This window comes from Flavihumibacter rivuli (genome assembly GCF_018595685.2).
In the GTDB taxonomy this organism is placed as follows: Bacteria; Bacteroidota; Bacteroidia; order Chitinophagales; family Chitinophagaceae; genus Flavihumibacter; species Flavihumibacter rivuli.
This window is the reverse complement of sequence record NZ_CP092334.1, coordinates 1,962,599-1,987,823: the sequence shown is the minus strand read 5'-3', so window position 1 is coordinate 1,987,823 and position 25,225 is coordinate 1,962,599. Positions and strand designations below refer to the sequence as shown.

The window sequence follows — 25,225 nt, the reverse complement described above, 5'->3', positions numbered from 1 at the left end:
GTTTAGGATTTTTAGCCAGGAACGATTAGCGTTCATTCAATTGTGCTTTAGAGGCTATTAGAGCCACGGGTTTTTAGAAGGCTCAAATATTCCATTTTCCTGGGTTGACGGATGTTCCTGGAGCTTATGGTGAAATACTGGTGTTTCTCGAAAAAACCTATTTGTAAGGGGTCCCAATCTTTTTCATCCTTGATGACGCCAAAAACCAGGAACTCCTGTTTCAAACCATTGCTAATGGGAGGGAAGTCATCCCTGCCAAGATAATCCAGGTCAGCGTCACAAATTATGGCTTCTGCAAGTGTCTTGGGGCTTTGGGGGATCTTGGTCGCCATGATCATTCCCTTAATCACCTCAAGGTCAGCGTTGGGAATGCTTCCATGATTCAGGTAGCTTTCCATGATCTCACATGACTTCTCTTCATGGCCTTTATAGGTGTACAAAAAACCGGTATCATGGAATAAGGCAGCGATCCTGAGGAGCATAACCTGACGGGGATCGGACAGCTTCTCCAGTGCGGCTATCCTTTCCGATTGCTGTAAAACATCCAATGTATGTTCAAGGTTATGGTAGGTCAATCGTCTATCCAATCCCGTTTTCAGGAGGGACACAATTTCTTCCTTCAGGACCTGAAAATCTGATTCGGTCATGGTTGGTTGTAATTGCTAATAAATTTAATATAATATTACAATTACGCAAGTTTTTCTACCCACTGACCGCAGCAAATAAAAAACCGCGGATTTACCGCGGTCTTTTATCAGGAGAATATTTCCCTCACTTTATCGAAGAAGCTTCTTTCGTTTTTGTCTGGATTGGGTTCAAAGTTCTTGGAGTCTTTTAACTTTTCCAGCATGGTCTTCTCTTCAGCACTCAGGGTTTGCGGGGTCCATACATTAACATGGATCAACTGGTCGCCCTTTTCATAGCTATTGACCGCCGGGAAACCTTTTCCTTTCAGCCTGAAGATCTTTCCGCTTTGGGTGCCTGCCGGTATCTTGATCTTTGCCCGGCCATCAATGGTTGGCACCTCAACCTGAGTACCAAATACGGCATCGGGGAAGGAGATATGAAGGTCATAGGCAACATTTAGTCCATCGCGTTGAAGATCCTTATGCTGCTCCTCTTCGATCAATACAATAAGGTCGCCTGCCATGCCGCCCCTTTCTCCGGCGTTACCCTTGCCACTTACATTGAGCTGCATGCCCTCCTGCACACCGGCCGGGATATCGATCGTTACGGTCTCTTCACCGTATACCCTGCCTTCACCCTTACAGCTTCCACACTTCGCAGTAATGGTTGTCCCTTCACCATTACAGGTTGGACAGGTCGTTACTGTTTGCATTTGCCCGAGGAAAGTATTGGTCACCTTCCTGACCTGGCCACTGCCACCGCAAGTGCCGCAGGTCTGGATACTACCCTTGTCCTTGGCACCGCTTCCTGAACAGGTGGTACAACCAACATATTTTTTAACCTTGATGCTCTTGGTTACCCCTTTGGCGATCTCTTCATAATTCAACTTCAGCTTCACCCTAAGGTTGCTGCCCCTTACGCCTCTTGCACGCTGGCCTCCGCCTCGCCTGCCGCCTGCCGCCCCGCCGAAGAAACTGCCAAAGATATCATCGCCGAAAATGTCACCAAATTGGCTGAAGATATCATCCATGTTCATGTTGCCGCCGGCTCCATAAGCTCCCCTTCCATTACCCATGCCGGCATGGCCATACCTGTCGTATTGGGCGCGCTTATCTGCATCGCTCAATACTTCATAGGCCTCGGCAGCCTCCTTGAATTTCTCCTCCGCTGCCTTATCGCCAGGATTTCGGTCTGGATGGTATTGCATGGCCACCTTGCGATAAGCTTTCTTGATCTCATCTGCACTGGCTGTTTTGGCAACGCCCAGTATTTCGTAATAATCTCTTTTGGTTGACATTTTTATTTTTCCTCATTATTGATCAGGACCACAGTTGAGCCTTAACCAGTTTGTGGTCCTATGGATGGATTATTTTCCTACAACAACTTTTGCGAATCGAATGATCTTGTCATTCAGGTAATAACCTTTCTCTACCTCATCCAGCACCTTGCCCTTCAGGTTCTCGGAGGGAGCGGGGATCTCGGTGATGGCCTCATGTTTGTCGGGATCAAAATCGGTTCCAATGCTTTCCATGGCCTTCAGGCCTTTTGACTGGAGTATATTCCTGAATTTGGAGAACACCAGGTTCACCCCATCCTTCAGTGCCTGCAGGTCCTGGCTATTGTCAATTTGCTTCTGTGCCCGCTCGCTATCGTCCAATACCTCCAGCAGGTTGGTAATAACCTCCCTACCGGCAGTCTGGATCAATTCAAGCCTTTCCTTGGCAGTACGCTTCCTGAAATTGTCGAACTCAGCGGCCTGGCGCAGGTACTTGTCTTTCATGTCAGCCAGTTCCAACTCCAGCTTCTCAATGGCACCTGCCTCTTTTACGGGTTCATTCAGGTGGCTGGTACCCGGAACATCACTATCTGCATTAATATCAAAGCCGGCGGCTTGGTTATCCATGGTTTCCTGGCCTCCGGCAGTCGCATTTACATCTTTTTCTTCCATAATCGAACAAATTGGCAGCAAACCTAGGCATTTTTGCCATTTTGGTAGGATTGATCCCCCTGGCCTGCCTGGTCAGCTTGTTTTTAAGTCAGCTATTTAAGTGTCAATTTTTTTGCCAGTCGCAGGGTTTGGGACATTTTGTCGTATCCGCAGGCTGCCTTTGATCACCTACCTTTGCGCCATGACAACGGTTTACCTAAAGAAGAAGATCAGCAGGAGGATTGAGAATGGGCACCCCTGGGTTTTTGCCAACGAGGTAGGAAAAGTGGAAGGCCCTCTGGATGGAGGTGATATCGTGGACCTCCTGACCCATGATGGAAAGTTCGTAGGAAGGGGCTATGCCAATCCCCGTTCCCAGATCCTTGTGCGGATCCTTACCCGCAACCGCCAGGAGGAGATCAATGAAGGGTTTTTCCTGAACAGGATTAGCGAAGCCTGGCGTTATCGCCAGCAGCTGGGGTATACAGAGAACTGCCGCCTGATCTTCGGGGAGGCAGACTTCCTACCGGCCCTGATCATCGATAAGTTCAATGATTATTTTGTTTTGCAGACCCTTGCCCTGGGCATAGACATATGGAAGCCGGCCATTGTAAAGGCCCTGGAAACCATATTCCAACCCAAAGGGATCTATGAGCGCAATGATGTGCCGGTAAGGGAACTGGAAGGGTTGCCGCAGCATAAAGGGTTCTTGTCAGCACCTTTTGATACCAATATTATTATCAACGAGAATGGCCTTCGTTTCCATGTTGATGTGGAGAACGGGCAGAAGACCGGCTATTTCCTTGACCAGCAGGATAACAGGCGCGCCATCCAGCATATTGTAAAGGGTGCGGATGTATTGGGGGCATTTACCTATACGGGCACTTTTGAGATCCATGCCGCACATTACGGTGCCAAATCTGTCCTGGGACTGGATATCTCTGAATCAGCAGTAACGCAGGCTACCCGTAATGCCGAACTGAATGGCTATGGCGATATCTGCACCTTCCAGGCTGTGAATGCCTTCGATGTCCTGAAGCAATGGGCAAAGGACGGCAGGCAGTATGATGTTGTGATGCTGGATCCCCCGGCCTTTACCAAGAGCAGGGAAAATATCCAAAAGGCCATAACCGGCTATAAGGAGATCAACCTGAGGGGTATGAAACTGGTGAAGAAGGGAGGGTTCCTGGTGACGACATCCTGCACTAACCTTGTTCAACCTGAGCTTTTCCTGGAGATCATTGAGATGGCGGCTAAGGATGCCAAAAGAACCTTACGCCAGGTGGTGTTTCAAACACAAGCAAGTGACCACCCGATCATTTGGGGACAGGAGAATACACATTACCTTAAATTCCTGATCGTCCAGGTGCTCTGATCATTTCACCACCTGGAACCTTCCGGACTCGATGATCTTGCCGGATTTATCTCGTAACTGGAAGATATAGACACCCCTGAAAAACTGGCCCAGGTCAATGGTGGTTTTGGGGTTGATATTCTGCAATTCGTAAACCTTCTTGCCCAGGAAATTATAGATCTGGAAAGAATAATTGCGGTCGTAATTCTTGGGGAAATCAAAAGTGATCTGGGAGACTGCCGGGTTAGGATAGAATTTAACGGCCTGCACCTGCTGCTCCGGGAGCCGCGTTTGTGCATGAACGTTAGTAGTGATCAATAGAGCAATGGATAAAGCGTAAAAAATCCTCATCGGCAAAGGGTTTAAAAAAGGACTTCTAGCCAAGATATTCCATTTATCCCAAAATTACAACCCCTTGGCATAAAAAAAAGGGACAATATGAATTTTCTTGTCCCTTTTTAACTAGTTGAAAATGAAACCTATATTAGTTTAAACCGGCGAGGGTTTCGTGGATGGCCTCAAAATTGGGCAGGTCTCCGGCGCTTTCAAGCACCTGTGAGTAGCGGATAACGCCTTCTTTGTCGATCACAAAGGCTGAACGCTTGGAAACTCCTTTCATATCCAGCACAAAATCCTGGTAGATAGAGCCATAAGCTGAAGAAACTTCCTTATTGAAATCACTCAGCAGGGGGAAGTTGAGTTTCTGCTCTTCCTTGAATTTACCAAGGGTAAAGAGGGAGTCCACACTGATTCCCAGTACCTGGGCATTGGTATTATTGTATGCTGCGATATTATCCCTCACGGAGCATAACTCAGTTGTACAAACGCTGGTGAAAGCCAGGGGGAAGAAAAGGAGAACCACGTTCTTTCCCTTGAGATCGCCGAGGGACACCTTGTTTTTGTCTGTATCGAATAATGCGAATTCCGGTGCCTTTTGTCCTACTTGAACAGCCATAGATAGTTATTTATGGATGGTTAATGAATTGTTGTGAACAGGGCTATAACATTTATGGAAGGAAAAGGTTGAAAAAAAGCCCGGGCTGATTTCCCGGGCTTTGGCTGTGGTGAAGTAAAACCAAAAGTTTTCTGAGGGTCAGATTAAAAACGGGGACAAATGATCCTGTACTTGCTCGAATTGTCGCGGTTCAGGAATCCGATATACGAAACAGATAATTCAAAGCCTCCTCTTCCCTGGCTGGCTGTCCGTAGTTGTGATACGTTCACATCATAGCTCAGGCCTATGGAAAATGGCTGATAGTCAATTTTAATTGCGGGTATCAAGGCATCCTTGAATCTCAGGAAAGCCCCGAGGTGCAACACATAGTCGGGATCTTCAGGGTCGCCAAACTTATAGGCATACATGGCCCCGCCAATGGTTTCAGTTGCCCCTCCCTGTTGGGAATGATCGGCCTGGATATTAAAGAATGCCTGGTCGTTCACATTCAGCTTTACGCCTCCTGAAAAGACCCATTTGGGATTCAGGGCTGCAGCCTCACTACGGTAGAAAGAGTTGGTAGGCCTGTTAAGGTGGTGGTAGGCTGCACCGAAGAATAGTACGTTCTTGTTATCCTTGCCAAAGCCGGTATTAAAACTTGCACCCACACTTCCATCCAGGTAACTGTAGTTGGCATTGGCAAAACTTTCCCCATCATTGAGGGCGGGGTTGAATGCGCCCCCTACAAATTGGTTGTCAGTAGTGATCTTGCTTCGGTCAATCCTTTTCTGGACCCAACCTCCCATAAAGCCAACGGAGAGGTACATAGATCTTTCAGAGCTTAATGACTTATGGTAGTTAATGGCAGGTAGCAATTGGGTGGTGGTCAATGCTGCAGTACCTGCCCTGTCAAACAGCATTTGGAATCCTGCAGTGATAAAGTCATCCCCCAATCCAACCGGCAGTTTGTATTCTGCATTGAAGGACCCGCTCCTGAAAGCATTGGTAAAGCTGTTCCATTGGTCGCGATACACCAGCTGTGCCCTTATATCACCGGTAAAGATTCCAGCCAGGGAAGGGTTACGTAATAAGGGTGCTTCGTAGAACTGGGAAAAATGGATGTCCTGGGCAGGGGAGCCAAGCCATGCCAGCGCCAGCATCAGGGTGACCAGGATTTTATATGTTTTTCTTAGGACCATGGCTTATCGAATCAGGGTTACATTGCCTTTAATGGGAACTATCTGGCCGTTTTCGCAGATCACTTCCATAATATATATATAAGCGTCTACTTCGGCAGGCTTCCCTTTATACATTCCATTCCAGCCCAATGTAGGGTTGTTGGCAGGGAAATTCCTACGCTCAAATACCATTTCACCCCACCTGTTGAAGATGCGCAATGATTCAATGCGGTCAAGACCTGTCCCTCTCGGGTAGAACCAATCATTGGAACCGTCATTATTGGGGGAGAAGGTATTGGGAACAAAATAATTCTTGTCTTCGCAAATGACCCTCACCGTTATCTCACTGGCTATCCGGCAACCATTGGAATCAATGACTGATACAGCATACTTGGTAGTAAACTTCGGATTGGCAAATGGATTGGGGCAGTCAATGCAGGACAGGTTCTTATTGGGCGTCCAGTTCCAGGTAGTAACATTATTGGAATAGGTTACCGGCAGGTTTATTCCTGTGCCAACGGGGATGATCACTTCCGCAGGGTTATCGATTGTCGGTAGCGGCCAAACGATCACCTGCTTGGTTGTGTCACTGGAACAACCAAGGCGGTTGCTGGCTGTCAGGTTAATGATGAAGGTGCCCGCACTGGTATACCTTGTTGAGGTGTTTTTTGTTGTCGGGGTTGCGTTGTTGCCCAGGTTCCATTGCCAGCGGGTAACCGTATCCGGCACAACGGTAGAACCTAGGAATGAAATAGGTTCTCCCAGGCAGATCTCATCAGGGCTGGTGATCACAGGTTCTGGTGTGCGGTAAACCCTCACCGTATCTGAATAACTGTTCACGCAGCCTGTGGCGGTAGTAACTGTTTGGGTAACGCCATAGGTGCCAGGCACATTAAAGAAGTGGTTGGGACTGTTGGCATTACTGAAGGTGCCGTCCTTAAAATCCCATACCCTGTCAACTACCACATCATTGCCGATGCTATAGTCGGTAAAGAATACGGTAGAGCTATCACAAAACTGTCTTTTATCGAGACCAAAAACCGGTAATACACCCCTTACCTTGATCTCTACGTTAGTAGAATACCCGGCCCGGCAGTCAAGGCTGTCTACAAGGATCAGTGATGGACGATAGAAGTTAGGTGTCCTGTAGAAGTGGCTAAAGCTGGTGTTTTGCGAGGAATCAACAGATCCATCCCCGAAGAGGACATAGAATTTTGTATTTGGGGGTGCTGTGAGATTAAAATTCACATTAAGGTTGTTGCAACCATCCAATGGGCCATAGGTAAAACTTACCGACGTATTGGGATTATAGATATTGACAACAGCGGTTGCTGAATCCAGGCAGCCACCAAATCCTTTTGTATACAATGTTGCGGTATACCGTCCAAATGAACCATAGAAATTGGAGGTATTGGGCAAGGTTGAAGTATTGCCATCCCCAAATCGCCAATACAGGGAATCGTAATCTGTTGCCAGCGACTGGAATTTGGTTTCCAGCGGAGGACAGATAGATGCTGTGTCTATCGCCAGGAATGATGGTTTGGGTGAAACGATCTTGATATAATTTGGTTTCACCAGGGAATCCTGGCATCCGTAAACATCAGTCAGGGTGAGTTTTATTGAATAGGTTGTATCCTTTTTCGGATACCTGTGCGTTGGATTCTGGTCGTTGGAGGTAGTGCCATCACCAAAGTCCCAGGTATACGTGAGTGACTGGCCATTGGATAGGTCCTTAAACCTGATGGCTGCTCCGGGACAAGACAAAGTGTCTTCTGTTGCGAAATCAACCTGGGGCCTGGTGATGTTCACAATAGCCGGTTTGGCAACGGTATCGGTACAGCCAAGGTTATCTGTTGTTTTGATGAATACATCATAAATACCCTTATTCGCATATTGATGGGTGATAGTATCGTTGGTGAACTGGCCATTGTTGCCGTCACCAAAATCCACCTCCCATTTAACCACCGCGCCAGTTGGTGTTGAGCGGTCAATGATATTGATATTGGCCCCGGTACATCCTCCATTATTAACTACCTCAAAATCGGCAATTGCCCCCACGATCCTGACCAGGTTATTGATGGTTTTGGAAGTAATACAACCATTGATGTCCTCTGTGGTAAGGGTAACATCATAATCGCCATTAATGGTGATAAAGGTGTCAACTACCGCGCCTCCGTTAAAGCCGGCCATACCTTCGATATTCCAGGTATAGGTGCTGACAAGTGAGGGGTCCATATTTACTGTTGATAGCCTGAAATCCTCTCCACGACAGTTGGGATTCTTGTTGATGTTGAAGTCTGTCCTCAGGTCAAATAGCCTGAGATCGATCGAACGGCTATGGGTACAAAAATCATCTGTTGCCGTAAGGGTGACCGTATAGGTCCCGAAGGAAGCATAAGTGACAGTTGGATTCTCTGTTGTGGAGGTTTGTCCGTTGCCAAAATCCCAATCATACCTCGTTACACCATGCGTGGGATCCGTAATGCTTTCGTTGATAAAAGAAACACGTAGTTTATTGGTGCAATCAATAACCGGCCTGAACCTTGCTACAGGTGCAGCTGCAAATACATAGTCCCTTTTAGTGAGGGAATCTGCACAGCCATTGTTATACGCCACCAACACCACGGTCATATAGCCCGTATCCTGGTATTGATGGAGGGGATTGATATCGGTAGAGGTTGAGCCATCCCCGAATTTCCATATCAGGCTATCGGAAGGAACGGCGTTACTGGTAAAGCGGACCGCATTACCTGCACAGGTAGAATCCCTGTCAACTGTGAAGTCTACGGTAGGCTTGGTACCCACCCTAACTGCATTGGTGATGGAAACAGTATCCTTACATCCGCTATTGGTAGTAACGATCAGGGATACGTTGTATGTGCCCGGATTAGTGTAGGTAAAGGATGGATTAGCAACATTACTGCTTCCTCCTGCCACCCCAAAATCCCATTGGTAAGCGGCTATGCCATCAATTGCTGTAATGATCGCTTCCGGCCTGATCGTGTAAGGCACGCAACCTCCATCAGGCAATCCCCTTACGCTTAGGTTGGTGGGAGCTTCTATCCTGACAAAATTGGTTTTGGTTATGGTATTGGTACAGCCATCTGTGGTAGTAACAGTTAGTTTGACAGTATAACTACCGGGGCTTGTGTAGGTATGCACAGGGTTTTGCTGTGTAGAGGTATTGCCGTCCCCAAATTCCCATGCCCATGATGCGCCATTTGAAGTGAGATCCTGGAAATTGACAGTATGCGGCGCTTTACAGCCAAACTTATCAGGGGCATCAAAGTCAACCGGCGGCCTGTTGGTAACAGTAATAGTCTTGGAGAAGGTTCCCACACACTCACCGTAATTGTTGGTAAGGGTTACGGTATAAGTGCCGGGACTGGCGTAGGACTTTGTAGGGTTGATTTCATTGGAGGTAGTGCCGTCACCAAAATTCCATAAGGCTGTTACCGGTGCGGGATTGCCAGTGTTTGTAAAACTGATGTTCTTATCGGGACAAACATTATCCGGTGAAGTAAAACTGGTATTAGTGGTGCTGAAGCTGATATTTTTCCTGAGGGTGTCAGCACAGCCGAAGCTACTGGAGGCGATGAGCTCAATATTATAGGTGCCCAGATTGTTATAGGTCTTGGAAGGGTTCTTCAGGTTGGAAGTGGTACCATCACCAAGGTTCCAACGATAGGTCATATCCCCGGGTCCTACGGTTTGGTTATCAAATTGAACGTTCACCGGTGCATTACAACTGGTTGACCTTGAAAAATCAAAATTGGGGGTAACGCCATTGATGATCCTGATGAAACGATCCCTGGAAGCTGTTGCCGTACACCCATTTGAAGTGGTCACAGTCAGTTTTACATTGTAGTAACCCAGGCTCTCAAAGGTTTTCCTGGGGTTCCTCAATTCGGATGTGGTACCATCACCAAACTCCCACAGGTAAGAGGTGATCGTGCCTCCTGGTACTGTTGCATTACTTGTAAATTGAATAGAGGTAGGCGCACAGGCTATGTTGGACGAGGCACTGAAGCTGACATTTGCGTTGGGAAAAACAGTGATATAACTGGTCTTTACAGCACTATCAACGCCCGTTGCATTCCTGGCCACAAGGGAAACGGTATAGGTGCCCGGCTGTGAAAAGGTCACCACCGGGTTTTGTACAGTTGAAAGGATATTATCGCCGAATTTCCAGTTCCAATATTTAGGGTCACCAGTTGTTCTGTCGGTAAAAACAACACTAAGTGGTGCGCAGCCAGATGTCCTATTGGCTGTGAAATCAGCTACAGGGTCCTGCGCAGCTAATTTCCCCACCAACAACAGAAGGGTTATAAGCAGAAATGATAAACGAGTTCTCAACAAGCTGGTTTTTGTTTATTCAGAAAGCAACTTGTTTTCATTGGGTATGGCGGATTTTAGGTCCATCTTTCCGGCATTCCCCAGGGGTTGACCTGGTGTTTGCCCGGGAATGGATAGCGGCGATTATTTTTTCTTAAGGTACAGGAACCTGAAATTATTGTCTACAGTTGTTTCAGCCTTCACGTAATCCCAGGAATTGTCCTTTATCGCCCAGACTGCATTCATCTTTGAAATTGGTTCGGTTGCTGACCTGAAATTGGTTGTGATCGTTCTCGCATTCGGGTCACCAAACCAGATCCCATTAACTGCCGGTGCAGTTGACAGGGCGCTGATTGAACCATCCCTATAAAACTGGAAGGAGTAGGGGGAAAATGAAGTGGTAATATCATTACCATTTTCCCTGAACTCGACAACATACCATTGTCCGGTGGTCATGGCCTCCAGAACGGCATCTTCTGCCTTCTTCTCGATGGTTTTTGCACACCCGGTGAGGGTTAGCGCCAAACCGAATATGGCCAGTATGCTCCTCATAGGCTGTCCCCAGGTTTATAATGAATAGATATAACGGTATTTAGCGTATGCATATTGCATAAAGTATTGAATGTTTAGGCCTTCGCCACAAATTTCCCGGCAAAGTTCCTCGCTGGTATACATCCTTCCGTGGGTATGGATCTTTTTCCTCAACCAGTCCTTCAAGGTGGCAAACTGGCCACCTTCCAACTGGTAATCAAGGTTGGGGATATCCTTTCCTGCGAAAGCATAGAACTGTGCGGCATAAAGGCTTCCCAGGCTGTAAGTGGGAAAATAGCCGAAACTGCCATGGCTCCAGTGCACATCCTGCAGACAACCCTGCCGGTCATCCGGAACTGCTATTCCCAGGTAAAGCCGGTAATGTTCATTCCAGAATGCCGGTATGTCCTTCACGGAAATATCGCTGTTGATCAGAGCTTTCTCCAATTCGTACCTGATGATAACATGAAAATGATAGGTCAACTCATCCGCTTCGGTCCTGATAAGGGATGGACTAACCTTGTTGATCGCACGGTATAAAGTTTCGGGGGTGGCGTTCCCCAGCTGGGCGGGGAAATACCGTTGCAGTAAAGGTAAGAAATGCCTGCACCAATAGATGCTGCGCCCCACATTATTTTCCCACAATCTGGACTGGGATTCATGGATACTCAATGAGGCATATTCCCCAAGGGGCAACCCATATTGTTCATCGGGAAGGCCTTGTTCATAAAGGGCGTGGCCCAGTTCGTGAATCGTACTCCAGGTCATGTTCCCCAGGTCATGTTCATCTATTCGGGTGGTGATCCTGACATCCTTGCTGCAAAAATTGATGGTGAAAGGGTGCTCGGCCCGGTCCTGCCTGCCGTGGTTAAAATCATAGCCCATCTTTCCCAGTAAATCCATCCCAAATTCCCATTGCTCCGATGCGGGGAAGTGCTGTTTTACCAAACTGTCGTCCACCTGGCTGGCAGTGCCAAGTTGGTCAAGGATTGCCTTGAGTTCTGGCTGGAGCTTCCCAAAAATATTGTCCAGCAGGTCCGTGGTAGCTCCTCGTTCATATTGGTTCAATAGGGCATTATAGGGGTGGCCGGTATAGCCCAGGAGCTCGGCCTCTTGCTTCTTGAGCTCCACCAATTCACCCAGGACATCCCGGAATATATGGAAGTCATTGGCCTTCCGGGCTTCGATCCAATTATGGAAGGACCTGGATACCGTTTCACTCATTTGCCTGACAAAAGCAGAGGGTAGCCTCGTTTGCTGGCTGTAATCATAGAGGCTCAGCTCAATATTTTTCCGCTGTTCCCCGGTAAGGTCATGCCTGCGGCCCAGTTCAGCCAGTAAGTCGCCTATGGCAGGGGAGGTGAACCGGTCATGGGCGATCTCGCTCAGGGTGGCAATCTGTCTTCCCCTTTTATCAGCCCCGCCCGCCGGCATATAGGTTTCCTGGTCCCACTGCAAAACCGCAACTGCATATTTTATGTCGGCCACTTCCTGCAAGGCTTGTACATACTCCTTGTACAGGGTGGCAGTATCTTTTCCATTACTCATAAATAGATCGCTTCTTGCTGCAAACTAAATAAAAGCCAAATGTAAAACCGGATTGCCTTCCCCGGATTGTCTGGCGAATGCCAGCCGGATTTATCTTTGGAGCATGCTTATACTTGATATTATCAACTGCCTGGAAAGGATCGCGCCTCCCATTTACCAGGAGTCCTATGACAATGCCGGCTTGCTAACAGGAAGTCCGGGCTGGACCTGCACCGGGGCCATCATTGCCCTGGATGCAACTGAAGAGGTGGTTATGGAAGCGGTTGCCAAAGGCTGTAACCTTGTGGTTGCTCACCATCCGATCCTGTTTGGGGGGCTGAAAAAGATCAATGGAAAGAACTATGTGGAGAAGGCTGTTATAAGTGCGATCAAGAATGATATTGCGATTTATGCCATCCATACCAACCTGGACAATGTTGCCCATGGGGTGAACAGGAAGATTGCTGACCTGGTAGGATTGGCCAATTGCAGGATACTTTCCCCAAAGGTTGGTCTATTGAAGAAACTATACACTTTCGTGCCCCATGCACAACTGGCTGAGGTTAGTTCGGCCTTGTTTGCTGCCGGTGCCGGGCATATCGGGAACTACAGCGAATGCAGCTATTTTACTGATGGTACCGGTACTTATAAGGCGGGTGAGGGTGCACAGCCTTTTGCCGGGGAGGTAGGGCTTCGGCACCATGAACCGGAATCCAGGCTGGAGGTGATCTTCCCGGTCCATCTCGAATCCGCAATAGTGAAGGCTTTGCGGCAGGCTCATCCCTATGAGGAAGTGGCTTATGATATAGTCCCCCTCGCCAACCAGCACAATGGAATAGGGTCGGGAATGATCGGGGACTTGCCCGAAGCGATGCCTGAGCAGGCTTTTTTGAACCACCTGAAGCAGGTGTTCGGACTCTCCGTGATAAGGCATACCCGCTTGCTGAACAAGCCCGTCAGGAGGGTGGCTGTTTGTGGAGGAGCGGGTAGTTTCTTGATTTCCAGCGCTTTAAATAGTGGGGCTGACGCCTATATTACGGCAGATGTCAAGTACCATGAGTTTTTTGATGCCAATGACATGCTCCTGCTGGCAGACATCGGTCATTTCGAAAGTGAGCAATTCACGGTGGATTTACTATATGATATTTTGGCGGAAAAATTTCCTACCTTTGCCGTCTTCAAAACGGAGGTAAGGACCAATCCGGTTTATTATCATACCTGATCATCCCGGCTGTCCGTTGAAGGAGGAGTTAACTTAGGTTCGTATAAACGGAACCGGGAGAACAACCCCTAACTACTAATTTCAAAAAATTATATGGCAACTGTAAAAGACTTTTCGGTTGAAGAAAAACTGGTGTCACTGATCGCCCTGCAAAAGATCGAATCAAAGATTGATGAATTCCAGATCTTGAAAGGCGAATTGCCGATTGAAGTAAGTGATCTGGAGGATGAGATCCAGGGGCTTCATGCCCGTCAGACCCGTATTGAGGAAGAGATCAACGGGATCAACGAGTTCATCAACCAGAAGAAAGAGGCGATCAAGGAAGCTGACGCCCTGATCAAGAAGTACGAGAAGCAGAGTACCAATGTAAAGAACAGCCGCGAGTTCGAAGCCATTAATAAGGAAATTGAAATGCAGCAGCTGGAAGTTAAACTGGCTGAGAAGCATATCAAGGATGCGAATGAAGAGATCGCTGAAAAAGTGATCGGCCTGGATAAAGCCAAGAAGGCGATTGCCACCAAAGAAGGCGTACTGAAGCACAAAAAAGAAGAACTGGAGAAGATCATTGCTACTACTGAAGAGGAAGAAAAGCAATTTGCCAAGATGGCTTCTGAGGCCCGTGAGAAAGTGGATAGCAGGTTGCTGCATTCTTATGACAGGATTCGCAAGAACTACCGTAACGGTCTTTCTGTAGTTCCGGTTGAGCGTGATGCCTGTGGTGGTTGCTTTAATGCCATTCCTCCCCAGCGCCAGAGCGAGATCAGGCAGCGTAAGAAGATCATCGTTTGCGAGAACTGCGGTAGGATCCTGGTTGACGCCGACCTGAATGATTCAGTAGAAGTGAAGTAATACAAATCTTTAGTATAGTTCAAATGCCTCCCTCGGGGGGCATTTGGCGTTTTTACACCCCCTTTGCAGTATTTTTTTGCTGTAAGTGTTTTGGCTAGTTTCTATTCAATAAATTGCCATCGTTTTCTATCAACATGCTTCAGGAACTACGCATACAGAATTACGCCATCATTGATGAACTGACCATTGGTTTCGACGGAAGGTTAAATATCATAACCGGCGAAACAGGGGCTGGTAAATCCATCCTTATGGGGGCGCTGTCTTTGATCCTTGGACAGCGGGCGGATAGCGGTGTAGTGTTTAATAAGGAGAAGAAATGCTTTGTAGAAGGCAGTTTCCATATTGAAGGAAAGCTGGGGGTATTGCAATACCTGGAAGCAAACGACCTTGATCCCCACCAGGAATTGGTCATCAGGAGGGAGATCGCTGCCAGTGGTAAATCCAGGGCCTTTATCAATGATATCCCGGTTAACCTGGTGCAACTACAGGAACTTACAGGGATGTTGGTTGACCTTCATCAGCAATTTGACACCCTTTCGCTTGGGGAGGGCAGTTTCCAGAGGGAAGTATTGGATGCACTCGCCGGAACCCATCCTGGTGTTGAGCAATACCAGGCTGCCTATAAGAACTGGCAACAGACCCAGAAGGAATTGGATGAACTGAAGGGCAGGAAACAGTATTTCCAGCGGGAGCTGGATTTTAACCAATTCCTTTTTGATGAATTGGAGGAGGCGGCTTTCCGGCCTGATGAATTGGAACAGCTCGACCAGGAACTTAAATTGCTAAGCCATTCGGAAACCATCAAGGCCCAATTGATGAGATTGGTATTGATGCTGAAAGAAGGGGAGCAGCCAGTTGTGCAGTCGCTCAGGCAGTCCCTGCACCAACTATCCGCCTATCGCGAACAACATAGTGGAATTGCCAGTTTGGTAGAAAGGCTGCAGGCGACCCAGGTTGAACTGGCCGATATCGCAGATGAGGCGGAGGATCTCGGGGAGAAAGTTGGGCTTGATCCTGCCAGGCAGGAACAGATCAATGAAAGGCTTTCGCTTGGTTATAAGTTGCTGAAGAAACATGGTGTACAGGCTACCAATGACCTCTTGCAAATAAAGGATGGCCTTGAGGTTAAGTTGCAGGAGGTGTTAAACCTCGATGACGCCATTGCCCGGAAAGAGCAGGAGTTGAGCGTGATCTCAGGGAAATTACTGGATATGGGTAAGGCGATCAGTAAGGCACGTAAGCAGGCCATTTCCCCATTTGAGAAACAGGTGAATGACCTGTTGGCACAGGTTGGAATGCCCAGTGCCAGGATAAAAGTGGCTTTTGAAACGGGCGATCCCGGACCGGATGGCCTGGATACCATCGAATTCCTGTTCGATGCCAATAAAAGCAACCAGTTTGCACCGATCCGCAAAGTGGCGAGTGGTGGTGAATTGAGCCGCCTGATGCTATGCATTAAATCCCTTGTAGCCCGGTCAATGGACCTTCCCACGCTGATCTTTGATGAAATCGATACAGGAATTTCGGGCGAAGCCAGCAAGCAGGTTGGACTCATCATGAAAGACCTGGCCGCCAACAGGCAGGTGATCTGTATCACGCACCAGCCACAGATCGCAGGTAAGGCAGACCATCATCTCTTTGTGTACAAGAAGATCAGCGGCGAGCAGGTGCGTACCAATATCAGGGTTTTGAGCCAGGAGGAAAGGATTACGGCCATTGCCCAGATGTTAAGTGGTGAAAAGCCTACTGCTGCTGCCCTGGAGAATGCCAGGGAGATGGTGATGAATTAATAGGGATAAGCCCATAAACATTTTACTATACTTCTTTATTGTTGTTTCTATAGGATAGTAATGCCTGTATTATTTGATTATCTTGTTTGCATAATATTATCCTTATGCAAAAATTACCTTTTCGTGTTGTCCTTCTTTCTATTGGTTTGTTTTTATGTTGTGGTTCAATGGTAGCACAAACCAGGAAGGCTCCCCCTAAAAAAAGCAATTCAGCACAAGTAGATGAGCCACCACCACTGCCGCCTAAAGTAGAAGAAGAGGTAGTAGATGAAATGGAGGAGATCAGGGCTTTGGCAAAAAGTGATCTAATGACCAAGGCACCAATACCCGGATTTGACACCAGCGCCGCTCCGAATGATGAGTTTACCAGGCTGGCCATGGTGCTGCTGAAGAAGACCCGGGCATTGGATATAGGCATGGAACTGGCGGCGCCATTGATGAATGAAAGGGAAAAGACATCAAGTCCCTTCCTGAAAGAATTTTACGATCGTATGCTCAAGGATATGACCAATGGAAAGACCAGGCAGTATATGGAAGATATGCTGGTGAAGACCTATCGAGACAGGTTCACGCTAGATGAAATGAAACAGCTCCTTGCATTTTATGAGACGCCGGTAGGAAAAAAGATGCTGTCAGAATTGCCATCCATTACCAATGCAGGCAGGGAGCAAGGCGAAAAGATAGGAACCTATATGGGTACCGTGATCATGCAGCAGATGGTGAGGGAGAAAACCCGGGAGGGCCAATAAATCCCATTTTGACGGGTAATCCCTATTTTCGCAACCTTGAATGGCTGGTAACCACTCATTCCCCAGGAACCAACGAAAGCCTGGGGGAAACTGGTGGCCGGCATAAATCATTAAATCCAGTTTTTATATGGCCTACAATCTGTTAAAAGGCAAACGCGGAATTATTACCGGCGCATTGGATGAGAACTCCATTGCCTGGAAGGTTGCTGAAAAAGCCCATGAAGAAGGGGCAACCTTCGTTTTGACCAACGCGCCTATTGCCATGCGCATGGGTGAGATCAACAAGTTGGCAGAAAAAACCGGTTCAGCGATCATTCCGGCTGATGCAACCAATATTGACGACCTCACTAACCTGTTTACCAAATCACAAGAAGTTCTGGGTGGTAAGATCGACTTCGTATTGCACTCTATTGGAATGAGTGTCAATATCCGTAAGAAGATTCCTTATACTGAATCCAATTACGATTATTTCCTGAAGGGTATCGATGTATCAGCCCTTTCCTTCCATAAGATGCTGGCCGTGGCCCGTAAGCTGGACGCCATCAATGAATGGGGAAGCGTAGTAGCCCTTACCTATATGGCGGCACAGCGGACTTATCCATTCTACACTGATATGGCTGATATCAAGGCTATGCTGGAGTCTATTGCCCGCAGCTTTGGCTACCATTACGGAGTGGAAAAGAAAGTAAGGATCAATACCGTTTCCCAATCACCCACCAAAACAACGGCCGGAACCGGTATCAAGGGATTCGGCGATTTCTTCGATTATGCCAATGCCATTGCCCCATTAGGCAATGCTACAGCTGAAGATTGTGCCAATTATTGCATTACCCTTTTCTCCGACCTGACCCGCATGGTGACCATGCAAAACCTTTTCCACGATGGTGGGTATTCCACTACCGGTGTGAGCAATGAGGTGATGCAGCGCCTTGGTGTTGAGGAGTAAGTATGCGCTATAACCATTCTTTTGCCCGTCTCCTTCGCTGGCTATAAAGGTGGTAAGTATTAGAATGATCATAATACAAAGAACCCGGTCCATTGGACCGGGTTCTTTGTATTTCAACCTGAGTAGGATGGATGGCATAAATGCCTTGAAACCTGTGTAAACAAAGTTTTGGATGGTTCAGGTCACGAAAAAAGTGTCATCCCTATGGGCATGACACTTTATATCCATTGATCATTCGGTGATTTAATATTCGTCTTCGTTGAAGAAGAAATCTTCCTGGGAAGGGTAGTCCGGCCAGATATCATCGATACCCTCATAGATCTCGCCCTCATCTTCCAGTTCCTGCAGGTTTTCCACCACCTCAATGGGGGCACCGGAGCGAATAGCATAATCGATCAGCTCGTCTTTTGTTGCAGGCCACGGTGCGTCTTCCAGATAGGATGCCAATTCAAGAGTCCAGAACATCTGTACAGTTTTTAAATTTTCCGCAAATGTAGTTGTTAAAACGAAATATCCAAATCGGATGTTCGGGGGGCCTGATGAAGAATTTCTTAAAATCAGCCCCGCTTTACGGTAAACAACGCTTAATATTGCCTCTTCGTATAAACCTGGTTTTAAAAGTAGAAAGCAAAAGGGCATGCTGGAGGCTAAGCAAATCATCAAGAGTTACGGGGAGGTAAAGGTGTTGAAGGGGGTGGACCTATCCATTAAGGAAGGGGAGATCGTTAGTATTGTAGGGTCTTCCGGTGCTGGGAAGAGTACCTTGCTGCATATCCTTGGCACCCTCGATAAGGCTGATGCCGGTGAGATCAGCATCAATAATACCCTTGTGAGCAGCTTATCCGAAAAACAACTTTCGGCCTTCCGCAACCGCTATATCGGCTTTGTATTCCAGTTCCATCACCTCCTTCCTGAATTTACGGCACTTGAAAATGTTTGCATCCCGGGCTGGATCGCGGGCAGGGATAAAAAGGAAGTGGAAGATCGGGCCCAGTCGCTTTTACAGCACCTTGGCCTTGGGCACCGTACCGATAATAAACCCCAGGCGCTGTCGGGAGGGGAACAGCAGCGGGTGGCTGTGGCCCGCGCCCTGATCAACGAGCCCAGGATCATTTTTGCTGATGAACCTACCGGTAACCTCGATTCCACCAACGCCCGTGAACTCCACGAACTGTTTTTCCGCCTTCGTGCCGAATTCAACCAGACTTTCCTCATTGTAACCCATAATGAAGAACTGGCCCGCATGAGCGACCGGCAGGTGATGATGAAAGATGGTAAGATGATTTAATGGGAACGCTTGCCTACCTGTTAAAGCAGGACTGACGGCCCCCAGCGGCCCTAGACCCTGGGCTTCCAGGGGATCTCTTCAACCCCTAACAAATGCCCGGTATAACGCGACAGTACAAAAAGGTAATCACTAAGCCTGTTTAGGTACTTTATGACAAGGGCATCTACAAAAAGGCCTTCCTGGTGCATATGTACGCACAGGCGTTCTGCCCTCCGGCAAACACAACGGGCAATATGCAGGCTGGAAACAGCGGGATGGCCCCCGGGCAGGATAAAGAACCTCATGGGCGGGAGTGCCTCATTCATCCTGTCGATCTCTGTTTCCAATAAGGTTATGTCAGCATCTTTCAGGTCCGGTATTTTCATCAGGGGCTCCTTTTCAGGGTCGCATGCCAGTGAAGAACCGATAGTGAACAGCCTGTCCTGGATCTCCTTGAGCATCTGCCTGCTGGCTGCATCCTGCAAGTGGTCATTACAAAGACCTATATAGGAATTGAGTTCATCAACAGTGCCATAGGTTTCAATACGGATATGGCTTTTGGGTACCTTGGTGCCACCAATAAGCGAAGTATTGCCGGCATCGCCGGTTTTGGTATAGATTTTCAATGCCATAGTGAAGTGTGAACCGAAGAAAAAATGTCGTAAACAGTCGGATTTGTTCGTGAAACAACAAATAATCCCGATCAAGGTTGTGGCCTTCCACCATTTTTTTAATGGGCGGCTGCGTGGCTGGCTATATTTAGTTTGTCCGTTTCAATGAGTCCATCCCTTAGCCTTACGATCCTTTTAGCATGGTTGGCGATATCCTCTTCGTGGGTTACCAGCACTACTGTGTTGCCAGCGGCCTGGATCTTACCAAAGATATCCATGATCTCTATTGAAGTGGCGGTATCCAGGTTACCGGTAGGCTCATCCGCCAGGATCAGGGAAGGATTATTGACCAGGGCCCTGGCGATGGCCACCCGCTGGCACTGGCCCCCACTCATTTCGTTGGGTTTGTGGTGGCTTCTGTCAGCCAGGCCAACCTTATTCAGCACTTCCAGTGCCATTTCCTGGCGCAGTTTTTTGGGGAGGCCAGCATAAACAAGGGGGAGGGCAACATTTTCAGCAGCTGTTAGCCTCGGCAGGAGGTTGAATTGCTGGAATACAAAGCCGATCTCCTTGTTCCGGATGGCAGCCAGCTCATCATCCTCCATCTGGCTGACATCATGGCCATTCAGGACATACCTTCCATCAGTGGGCGAGTCAAGGCAGCCAAGGATATTCATGAGTGTACTCTTACCCGATCCAGAGGGGCCCATCAGGGCTACATATTCATTCTTGAATATGTTTAGGTTGATCCCTTTGAGAACGGGGATGGCCTGCTTTCCCATGTAATAGCTCTTCTGAATGCCTTCAAGGTGGATGATTGGTTCCATTAGTGTATTCCTTCTCCCAGGTTTTAGGATTGCTGTTTTTTGATCACTTTGGGTACGAAAAAGAAAGTTCCATTGGAATCAGGCGCATTGTACAAGCCTTCTTCCCGGGTTATCGAACCTGCAGGGATATCCTCCCTCAACACATCTGTATTGGAGGTCATGTGCAACAGGGGTTCTACTCCTTCTGTATCCAGCTCACCCAATTTCTCAACGAAGGAGATCATTTTTTCCAGGTCCTTCCGGATCTGGATAGTGTCTTCTTCATTAAACTCCAGCCTCGCCAGGTTTGCCAGTTGTCGTATGGTTTCGTTTGTAAGTTCCATAAGTGGTATCAGCAAAAATAAAGGAATTGGGTGGCTTTCCGGAGGGAAAGGAACAACGGTTGGTTTAGTGCTTGAAAGGTAAACCTTCTTATCTTCGCCGCTCTATGGAAAAGGGTAAGAAAGCTATAGTAATGAGCGGGATCCGGAGTACCGGTTTCCTGCACCTGGGTAACTACTTTGGTGCCATCCGCAACTATGTTCGGATGCAGGAAGAATACGAGTGTTATTTCATGGTGGCCGATATCCATTCGCTGACCACCCATCCCGATACAAAAGAACTCAGGCAGAATGTTCACCGGGTACTGGCCGAGAACATCGCCTGCGGACTCGACCCCGAGAAAGTGGCACTATACTGCCAGAGCCATATTTACGAAACGGCCGAGCTCTATATGTACATGAACATGCTGGCCTACAAGGGCGAGCTGGAAAAGACCGTGACCTTTAAGGAAAAAGTAAGGCTGCACCCGGAGAATGTGAATGCCGGATTGCTGACTTATCCTGTCCTTCAGGCAGCGGATATCCTTCTGCACCGGGCAACACTGGTGCCGGTAGGAAAGGACCAGGAACAACACCTGGAGATGAGCCGCAATTTTGCCAACCGCTTCAACCATCGTTATGGTGAAGTGTTTCCTGAACCTTTTGCGTTCAACTTCGGGGAAGAACTGATCAAGGTGCCCAGCCTGGATGGGGCAGGGAAGATGAGTAAAAGTGAGAACCAGTATGCCACCCTCTACCTTTCCGACGATGATGAACTTATCCGTAAGAAAGTGATGAAGGCCAAAACCGATAGCGGACCTACCGAACCATTTTCGGTTAAGCCTGAATACATAGAGAATATCTTCAACCTGATGCGACTGGTTTCGGCAGCGGAAGTGCTCGCGAAGTTTGAGGCGGACTATGATAACTGCATCATTCGATATGGCGACATGAAGAAGCAACTGGCTGAGGATATGGTGGCATTCATCCGTCCGGTAAGGGAAAGGGCAGAGGCCATCCGTAATGACCATGCCTACCTGGAAAGGATCATGGAAATGGGTGCAGAAAAGGCAAGGGAAAGTGCCCGGAAGACCATGGACCTTGTACGCACTGCCATGGGACTCAAATACTATTAATTTTCAGGTAAAGGAAATTTTTTCGGCTCTACATTTTGTTTAATTTGTCAATCCTGCATTAGGCAGTGGATCATTTTATGGCTAAAGGAAAAAAAGCAAAGCATATAGCAATTGCAGGCAATATTGGTGCAGGTAAAACAACCCTCACTGAATTGCTCAGTAAACATTATAAATGGATCCCCCAGTTCGAGGATGTGGACCATAACCCTTACCTGAATGACTTCTATGAAGATATGCCCAGGTGGAGTTTTAACCTGCAGATCTATTTCCTGAACAGCCGCATCAACCAGATACTGGAAATTCATCGTGGTACCGAGACCGTTATACAGGACAGGACCATTTATGAGGATGCACACATCTTTGCCCCCAACCTGCATGAAATGGGTTTGATGAGCAAGCGGGACTATGACAATTATTTCCTCTTTTTCCAGACACTGAAGTCCATGATCCAGCCACCCGACCTGATGATCTACCTCCAGGCTTCTGTACCTACGCTGGTAGGGCAGATCCAGAAAAGGGGCAGGGAATATGAAGAGAATATCCGCCTCGACTACCTCAAGCGCCTTAACGATTATTACAACAAATGGATCGAAGGCTACAAGGAGGGATCCTTGCTGGTGATCGATGTTGACAAGAATAAATTCGCGGAGAACGATGAACACCTGGGTGAGATCATCACCAAGATCGATGCCCAGCTTTACGGACTATTCTGACGGTCTGTTTCCTTTTACCATCTCATTACAGGCAATGTCCCTCCCAACTGCAGGCATTGCCTTTTTTTTGGACAATATCCTATGGGGCAGTTATTGTTACTGATTGGGATAGTTCGAATACTGTTCCAGTTCCATCAATTCCTTTTCCATTTTCAGGTTCCATTCATCCTGTTTAATGGCATTCCGGGAAAAATTGGTCTCGCGGTCGTAGGTCCGCTGGAAGGCGTCCTGTTCCTGGTGGATGCGCTGGTAAATTGATTGGATATCCTTTTCCACATTCGATGGGTCATACTTATAGCCCATCAGTTCCTTATTGAGTTTCCGGGTAAAGATCTGGGTAATATCGAAGTGCCCCTGCTCATGGGTAAGGATGAGGTCACTCTTCACTTTTGTCCATGATTTCTCCGGATGGAACACGCATTTGAGCTGGTAGGTAAAGCTGGTCTTATCATACCCATAGGAAATGAGGATGGAAGTAGAGGTAAGTGCGGCATTGGGTGAACTCAGGTCGGGAATGCCCTTGAAATCCGACCAGTTCAATTTCCTCCTTTCCCGCCAGTCGATCGTTGCCTTGGGGTTGGGGTCCGGGTTGGGCAGGAAGGTGATAATGATGAGCAACAGCTGGATGATCATGCCTACAAATTACATTTCCTTTCCTTATCAGTAAAAATTCAGGGAGGGGCTAATTGCTAAGATTTATAAAAAAATTCCGCCCCAAAAATGGGGCGGACTGCAAGCAACGTTTGAGACCGAAAAAAAACTACCCGGGTTCTGTACGGGTAAACGATTATGGCTTTGGTGCAGCCGCGAGGATCTCAGCAGCTACGCCAGATGCATATTTTTCAAAATTTTTGATGAACTGTCCGGCAAGGTTGCGGGCAGCTTCATCATAAGCAGCAACATTTTCCCAGGTATTCCTAGGGTTCAGTAATTCTGCCGGAACATGGGGACAAGTGGTCGGCATTTGCATTCCAAATACCGGATGGGTTTCATAGGCCACATTGTCCAGCTCGCCATTAAGGGCAGCCGTGATCATGGCACGGGTAAAGCCAAGTTTCATCCTGTTCCCGGTTCCATAAGGACCGCCTGTCCAACCGGTATTCACCAGCCAAACCTTTACATTGTGCTTCCTCATTTTTTCACCCAGCATTTCGGCATATTTTCCGGGGTGGAGGGGAAGGAATGGTGCGCCAAAACAAGCGCTGAAGGTAGATTTGGGCTCGGTTATACCGGCTTCCGTACCGGCAACCTTTGCCGTGTAACCGGAAATGAACTGGTACATGGCCTGCTCTGGTGTCAGCCTGGAAATCGGCGGGAGTACACCATAAGCGTCGCAGGTCAGGAAGAAGATATTATTCGGGATATTCCCGATCGAAGGTTCCTGGGCATTGCTGATATAGTCAAGGGGATAGGACACCCTGGTGTTTTCGGTTATTGACCCATCATCAAAGTTGATGATATTGGAACCCTCATAGAAGGTAGTGTTCTCTACCAGCGCACCCGGACGGATGGCATTATAGATCTCGGGTTCCTTCTCCTCGGTCAGGTTGATGCACTTGGCATAGCATCCGCCTTCAAAGTTGAAAATATTGTTGTCCGTCCAGCCATGCTCATCGTCGCCGATCAGTTTGCGGTGGGGATCAGCGCTCAGCGTTGTTTTTCCTGTGCCACTGAGGCCGAAGAACAGCGCCGTATCTCCATTCTCACCCATGTTGGCAGAGCAGTGCATGCTCAGTACATTTTTCTGGTGGGGCAGGATGAAATTGAGGATGGTAAAGATGCCTTTCTTGGTCTCACCGGTATAACCTGTACCTGCGATCAGGATGGTCTTGTACTTGAATGATACAACCGCTGCATTGTGCTGGCGGGTTCCGCATTCCTTGGGATCCAGCCTGAGCCCGGGGGCCGATAGGATGGTCCATTCGGGTTCAAAGTTTTCCAGTTCAGCCTCTGTTGGCCTCAGGAACATATTATAGGAAAAGAGGTTGATCCAGGGCTTTTCATTCACGATGCGAATATTCAAACGGAAACGTTCATCCGCACAGGCATAGGCGTCCCTTACCCACAATTCATTGCGGCTGGTAAGGTAGTCGGTGATCTTATTCTTGATGGTAAAGAAATAGGACTCGTCGATCGGGATATTAAAATCATTCCAGTGAACCGAATGGGCAGTGATCTCGTCCTTTACGATGAATTTGTCTTTAGGGCTCCTGCCGGTAAACTCTCCTGTCCTGATGACCAGGGCGCCTGTATCGTTCAGCACACCTTCCCCAATGCGGAGGGTGTCTTGCACGAGCTCTTCAGGACTGAGTTGGTAATGAATGTTTTCCGCAGACTTTAAACCCAATTTCACCAGTTGGTTGGTAGGGATACTAATCGTAGGTACTGACATATAGTGCAATC

General features: G+C 47.9%; 24 protein-coding genes. 9 read left to right on the top strand and 15 right to left on the bottom strand.

Going from position 1 to position 25,225, the window contains the following annotated elements; translation table 11 throughout:
* Window positions 1–47 precede the first annotated feature (47 nt).
* The 3 genes from KJS94_RS08725 to KJS94_RS08715 form a co-directional block, all read right to left on the bottom strand.
* On the bottom strand, window positions 48–647 hold the full coding sequence (locus KJS94_RS08725) for an HD domain-containing protein (RefSeq protein ID WP_214447608.1): 600 nt from the start codon (window positions 645–647) through the stop codon (window positions 48–50).
* Between the two features lie 107 nt (window positions 648–754).
* Complete coding sequence (dnaJ, locus tag KJS94_RS08720) at window positions 755–1,924, bottom strand: molecular chaperone DnaJ (protein ID WP_214447609.1); 1,170 nt, start codon at window positions 1,922–1,924, stop codon at window positions 755–757.
* A gap of 69 nt (window positions 1,925–1,993) precedes the next feature.
* The gene (locus KJS94_RS08715) at window positions 1,994–2,575 is read right to left on the bottom strand and encodes a nucleotide exchange factor GrpE (RefSeq protein ID WP_214447610.1); all 582 of its coding nucleotides are present in this window, start codon (window positions 2,573–2,575) and stop codon (window positions 1,994–1,996) included.
* A gap of 181 nt (window positions 2,576–2,756) precedes the next feature.
* Here KJS94_RS08715 and KJS94_RS08710 point away from each other — a divergent pair, with 181 nt between their 5' ends.
* A complete protein-coding gene (locus KJS94_RS08710) occupies window positions 2,757–3,929 on the top strand; it encodes a class I SAM-dependent rRNA methyltransferase (protein ID WP_214447611.1) in 1,173 nt (390 codons plus the stop codon).
* Here KJS94_RS08710 and KJS94_RS08705 read toward each other — a convergent pair whose 3' ends face one another.
* The 6 genes from KJS94_RS08705 to KJS94_RS08680 form a co-directional block, all read right to left on the bottom strand.
* Window positions 3,930–4,259 (bottom strand): T9SS type A sorting domain-containing protein, encoded by a 330-nt coding sequence (locus KJS94_RS08705; RefSeq protein ID WP_214447612.1) that lies wholly within the window; start codon window positions 4,257–4,259, stop codon window positions 3,930–3,932. It lies immediately after the preceding gene.
* Between the two features lie 133 nt (window positions 4,260–4,392).
* Complete coding sequence (locus tag KJS94_RS08700; protein WP_214447613.1) at window positions 4,393–4,863, bottom strand: redoxin domain-containing protein; 471 nt, start codon at window positions 4,861–4,863, stop codon at window positions 4,393–4,395.
* Window positions 4,864–5,006: 143 nt separating this feature from the next.
* Entirely contained in the window at window positions 5,007–6,041 is a 1,035-nt protein-coding gene (locus KJS94_RS08695; protein ID WP_214447614.1) for a PorP/SprF family type IX secretion system membrane protein, read from the bottom strand.
* A gap of 3 nt (window positions 6,042–6,044) precedes the next feature.
* Window positions 6,045–10,331 (bottom strand): PKD domain-containing protein, encoded by a 4,287-nt coding sequence (locus tag KJS94_RS08690; protein ID WP_305856915.1) that lies wholly within the window; start codon window positions 10,329–10,331, stop codon window positions 6,045–6,047.
* Window positions 10,332–10,499: 168 nt separating this feature from the next.
* The gene (locus KJS94_RS08685; RefSeq protein ID WP_214447615.1) at window positions 10,500–10,907 is read right to left on the bottom strand and encodes a hypothetical protein; all 408 of its coding nucleotides are present in this window, start codon (window positions 10,905–10,907) and stop codon (window positions 10,500–10,502) included.
* A 15-nt stretch (window positions 10,908–10,922) separates the two neighbouring features.
* Window positions 10,923–12,434 (bottom strand): carboxypeptidase M32, encoded by a 1,512-nt coding sequence (locus KJS94_RS08680; RefSeq protein WP_214447616.1) that lies wholly within the window; start codon window positions 12,432–12,434, stop codon window positions 10,923–10,925.
* Window positions 12,435–12,537: 103 nt separating this feature from the next.
* Here KJS94_RS08680 and KJS94_RS08675 point away from each other — a divergent pair, with 103 nt between their 5' ends.
* The 5 genes from KJS94_RS08675 (at window position 12,538) to KJS94_RS08655 (ending at window position 17,969) form a co-directional block, all read left to right on the top strand.
* Entirely contained in the window at window positions 12,538–13,635 is a 1,098-nt protein-coding gene (locus KJS94_RS08675; protein ID WP_214447617.1) for a Nif3-like dinuclear metal center hexameric protein, read from the top strand.
* Window positions 13,636–13,728: 93 nt separating this feature from the next.
* Window positions 13,729–14,484, top strand: a complete 756-nt coding sequence (locus tag KJS94_RS08670; protein WP_214447618.1) for a zinc ribbon domain-containing protein — start codon at window positions 13,729–13,731, stop codon at window positions 14,482–14,484.
* Between the two features lie 134 nt (window positions 14,485–14,618).
* On the top strand, window positions 14,619–16,274 hold the full coding sequence (recN, locus tag KJS94_RS08665) for a DNA repair protein RecN (protein ID WP_214447619.1): 1,656 nt from the start codon (window positions 14,619–14,621) through the stop codon (window positions 16,272–16,274).
* Window positions 16,275–16,441: 167 nt separating this feature from the next.
* Window positions 16,442–17,023 carry a DUF2059 domain-containing protein gene (locus KJS94_RS08660; RefSeq protein ID WP_214447620.1) on the top strand — a complete coding sequence of 194 codons (582 nt, stop codon included), beginning with the start codon at window positions 16,442–16,444 and terminating at the stop codon, window positions 17,021–17,023.
* Window positions 17,024–17,150: 127 nt separating this feature from the next.
* Window positions 17,151–17,969: an enoyl-ACP reductase FabI gene (locus tag KJS94_RS08655; protein ID WP_214447621.1), complete on the top strand. Its 819-nt coding sequence runs from the start codon at window positions 17,151–17,153 to the stop codon at window positions 17,967–17,969.
* Window positions 17,970–18,212: 243 nt separating this feature from the next.
* Here KJS94_RS08655 and KJS94_RS08650 read toward each other — a convergent pair whose 3' ends face one another.
* Window positions 18,213–18,434: a DUF2795 domain-containing protein gene (locus KJS94_RS08650; RefSeq protein WP_039131553.1), complete on the bottom strand. Its 222-nt coding sequence runs from the start codon at window positions 18,432–18,434 to the stop codon at window positions 18,213–18,215.
* A gap of 172 nt (window positions 18,435–18,606) precedes the next feature.
* Between KJS94_RS08650 and KJS94_RS08645 the strand changes: the two genes are divergently transcribed.
* On the top strand, window positions 18,607–19,257 hold the full coding sequence (locus tag KJS94_RS08645) for an ABC transporter ATP-binding protein (RefSeq protein ID WP_214447622.1): 651 nt from the start codon (window positions 18,607–18,609) through the stop codon (window positions 19,255–19,257).
* A 50-nt stretch (window positions 19,258–19,307) separates the two neighbouring features.
* Here the strand turns inward: KJS94_RS08645 and KJS94_RS08640 are convergent, their stop codons facing one another.
* From KJS94_RS08640 to gatC, 3 genes are all read right to left on the bottom strand, one after another.
* Window positions 19,308–19,868 carry a cob(I)yrinic acid a,c-diamide adenosyltransferase gene (locus KJS94_RS08640; protein ID WP_214447623.1) on the bottom strand — a complete coding sequence of 187 codons (561 nt, stop codon included), beginning with the start codon at window positions 19,866–19,868 and terminating at the stop codon, window positions 19,308–19,310.
* Window positions 19,869–19,966: 98 nt separating this feature from the next.
* Window positions 19,967–20,674, bottom strand: a complete 708-nt coding sequence (locus KJS94_RS08635; protein WP_305856910.1) for an ABC transporter ATP-binding protein — start codon at window positions 20,672–20,674, stop codon at window positions 19,967–19,969.
* A gap of 23 nt (window positions 20,675–20,697) precedes the next feature.
* Window positions 20,698–20,997, bottom strand: a complete 300-nt coding sequence (gene gatC, locus KJS94_RS08630) for an Asp-tRNA(Asn)/Glu-tRNA(Gln) amidotransferase subunit GatC (RefSeq protein ID WP_214447624.1) — start codon at window positions 20,995–20,997, stop codon at window positions 20,698–20,700.
* A gap of 104 nt (window positions 20,998–21,101) precedes the next feature.
* On the opposite strand from gatC, the gene trpS reads away from it, so the two are divergent.
* Both trpS and KJS94_RS08620 read left to right on the top strand, forming a co-directional pair.
* On the top strand, window positions 21,102–22,109 hold the full coding sequence (trpS, locus tag KJS94_RS08625; RefSeq protein ID WP_214447625.1) for a tryptophan--tRNA ligase: 1,008 nt from the start codon (window positions 21,102–21,104) through the stop codon (window positions 22,107–22,109).
* A gap of 77 nt (window positions 22,110–22,186) precedes the next feature.
* Window positions 22,187–22,822, top strand: coding sequence for a deoxynucleoside kinase (locus tag KJS94_RS08620; RefSeq protein ID WP_214447626.1), 636 nt, complete (start codon window positions 22,187–22,189; stop codon window positions 22,820–22,822).
* 96 nt (window positions 22,823–22,918) lie between these two features.
* Here the strand turns inward: KJS94_RS08620 and KJS94_RS08615 are convergent, their stop codons facing one another.
* A complete protein-coding gene (locus KJS94_RS08615) occupies window positions 22,919–23,455 on the bottom strand; it encodes a DUF922 domain-containing protein (protein ID WP_214447627.1) in 537 nt (178 codons plus the stop codon).
* Window positions 23,456–23,609: 154 nt separating this feature from the next.
* Complete coding sequence (gene pckA / locus KJS94_RS08610; RefSeq protein WP_214447628.1) at window positions 23,610–25,214, bottom strand: phosphoenolpyruvate carboxykinase (ATP); 1,605 nt, start codon at window positions 25,212–25,214, stop codon at window positions 23,610–23,612.
* Between the last annotated feature and the right edge of the window lie 11 nt (window positions 25,215–25,225).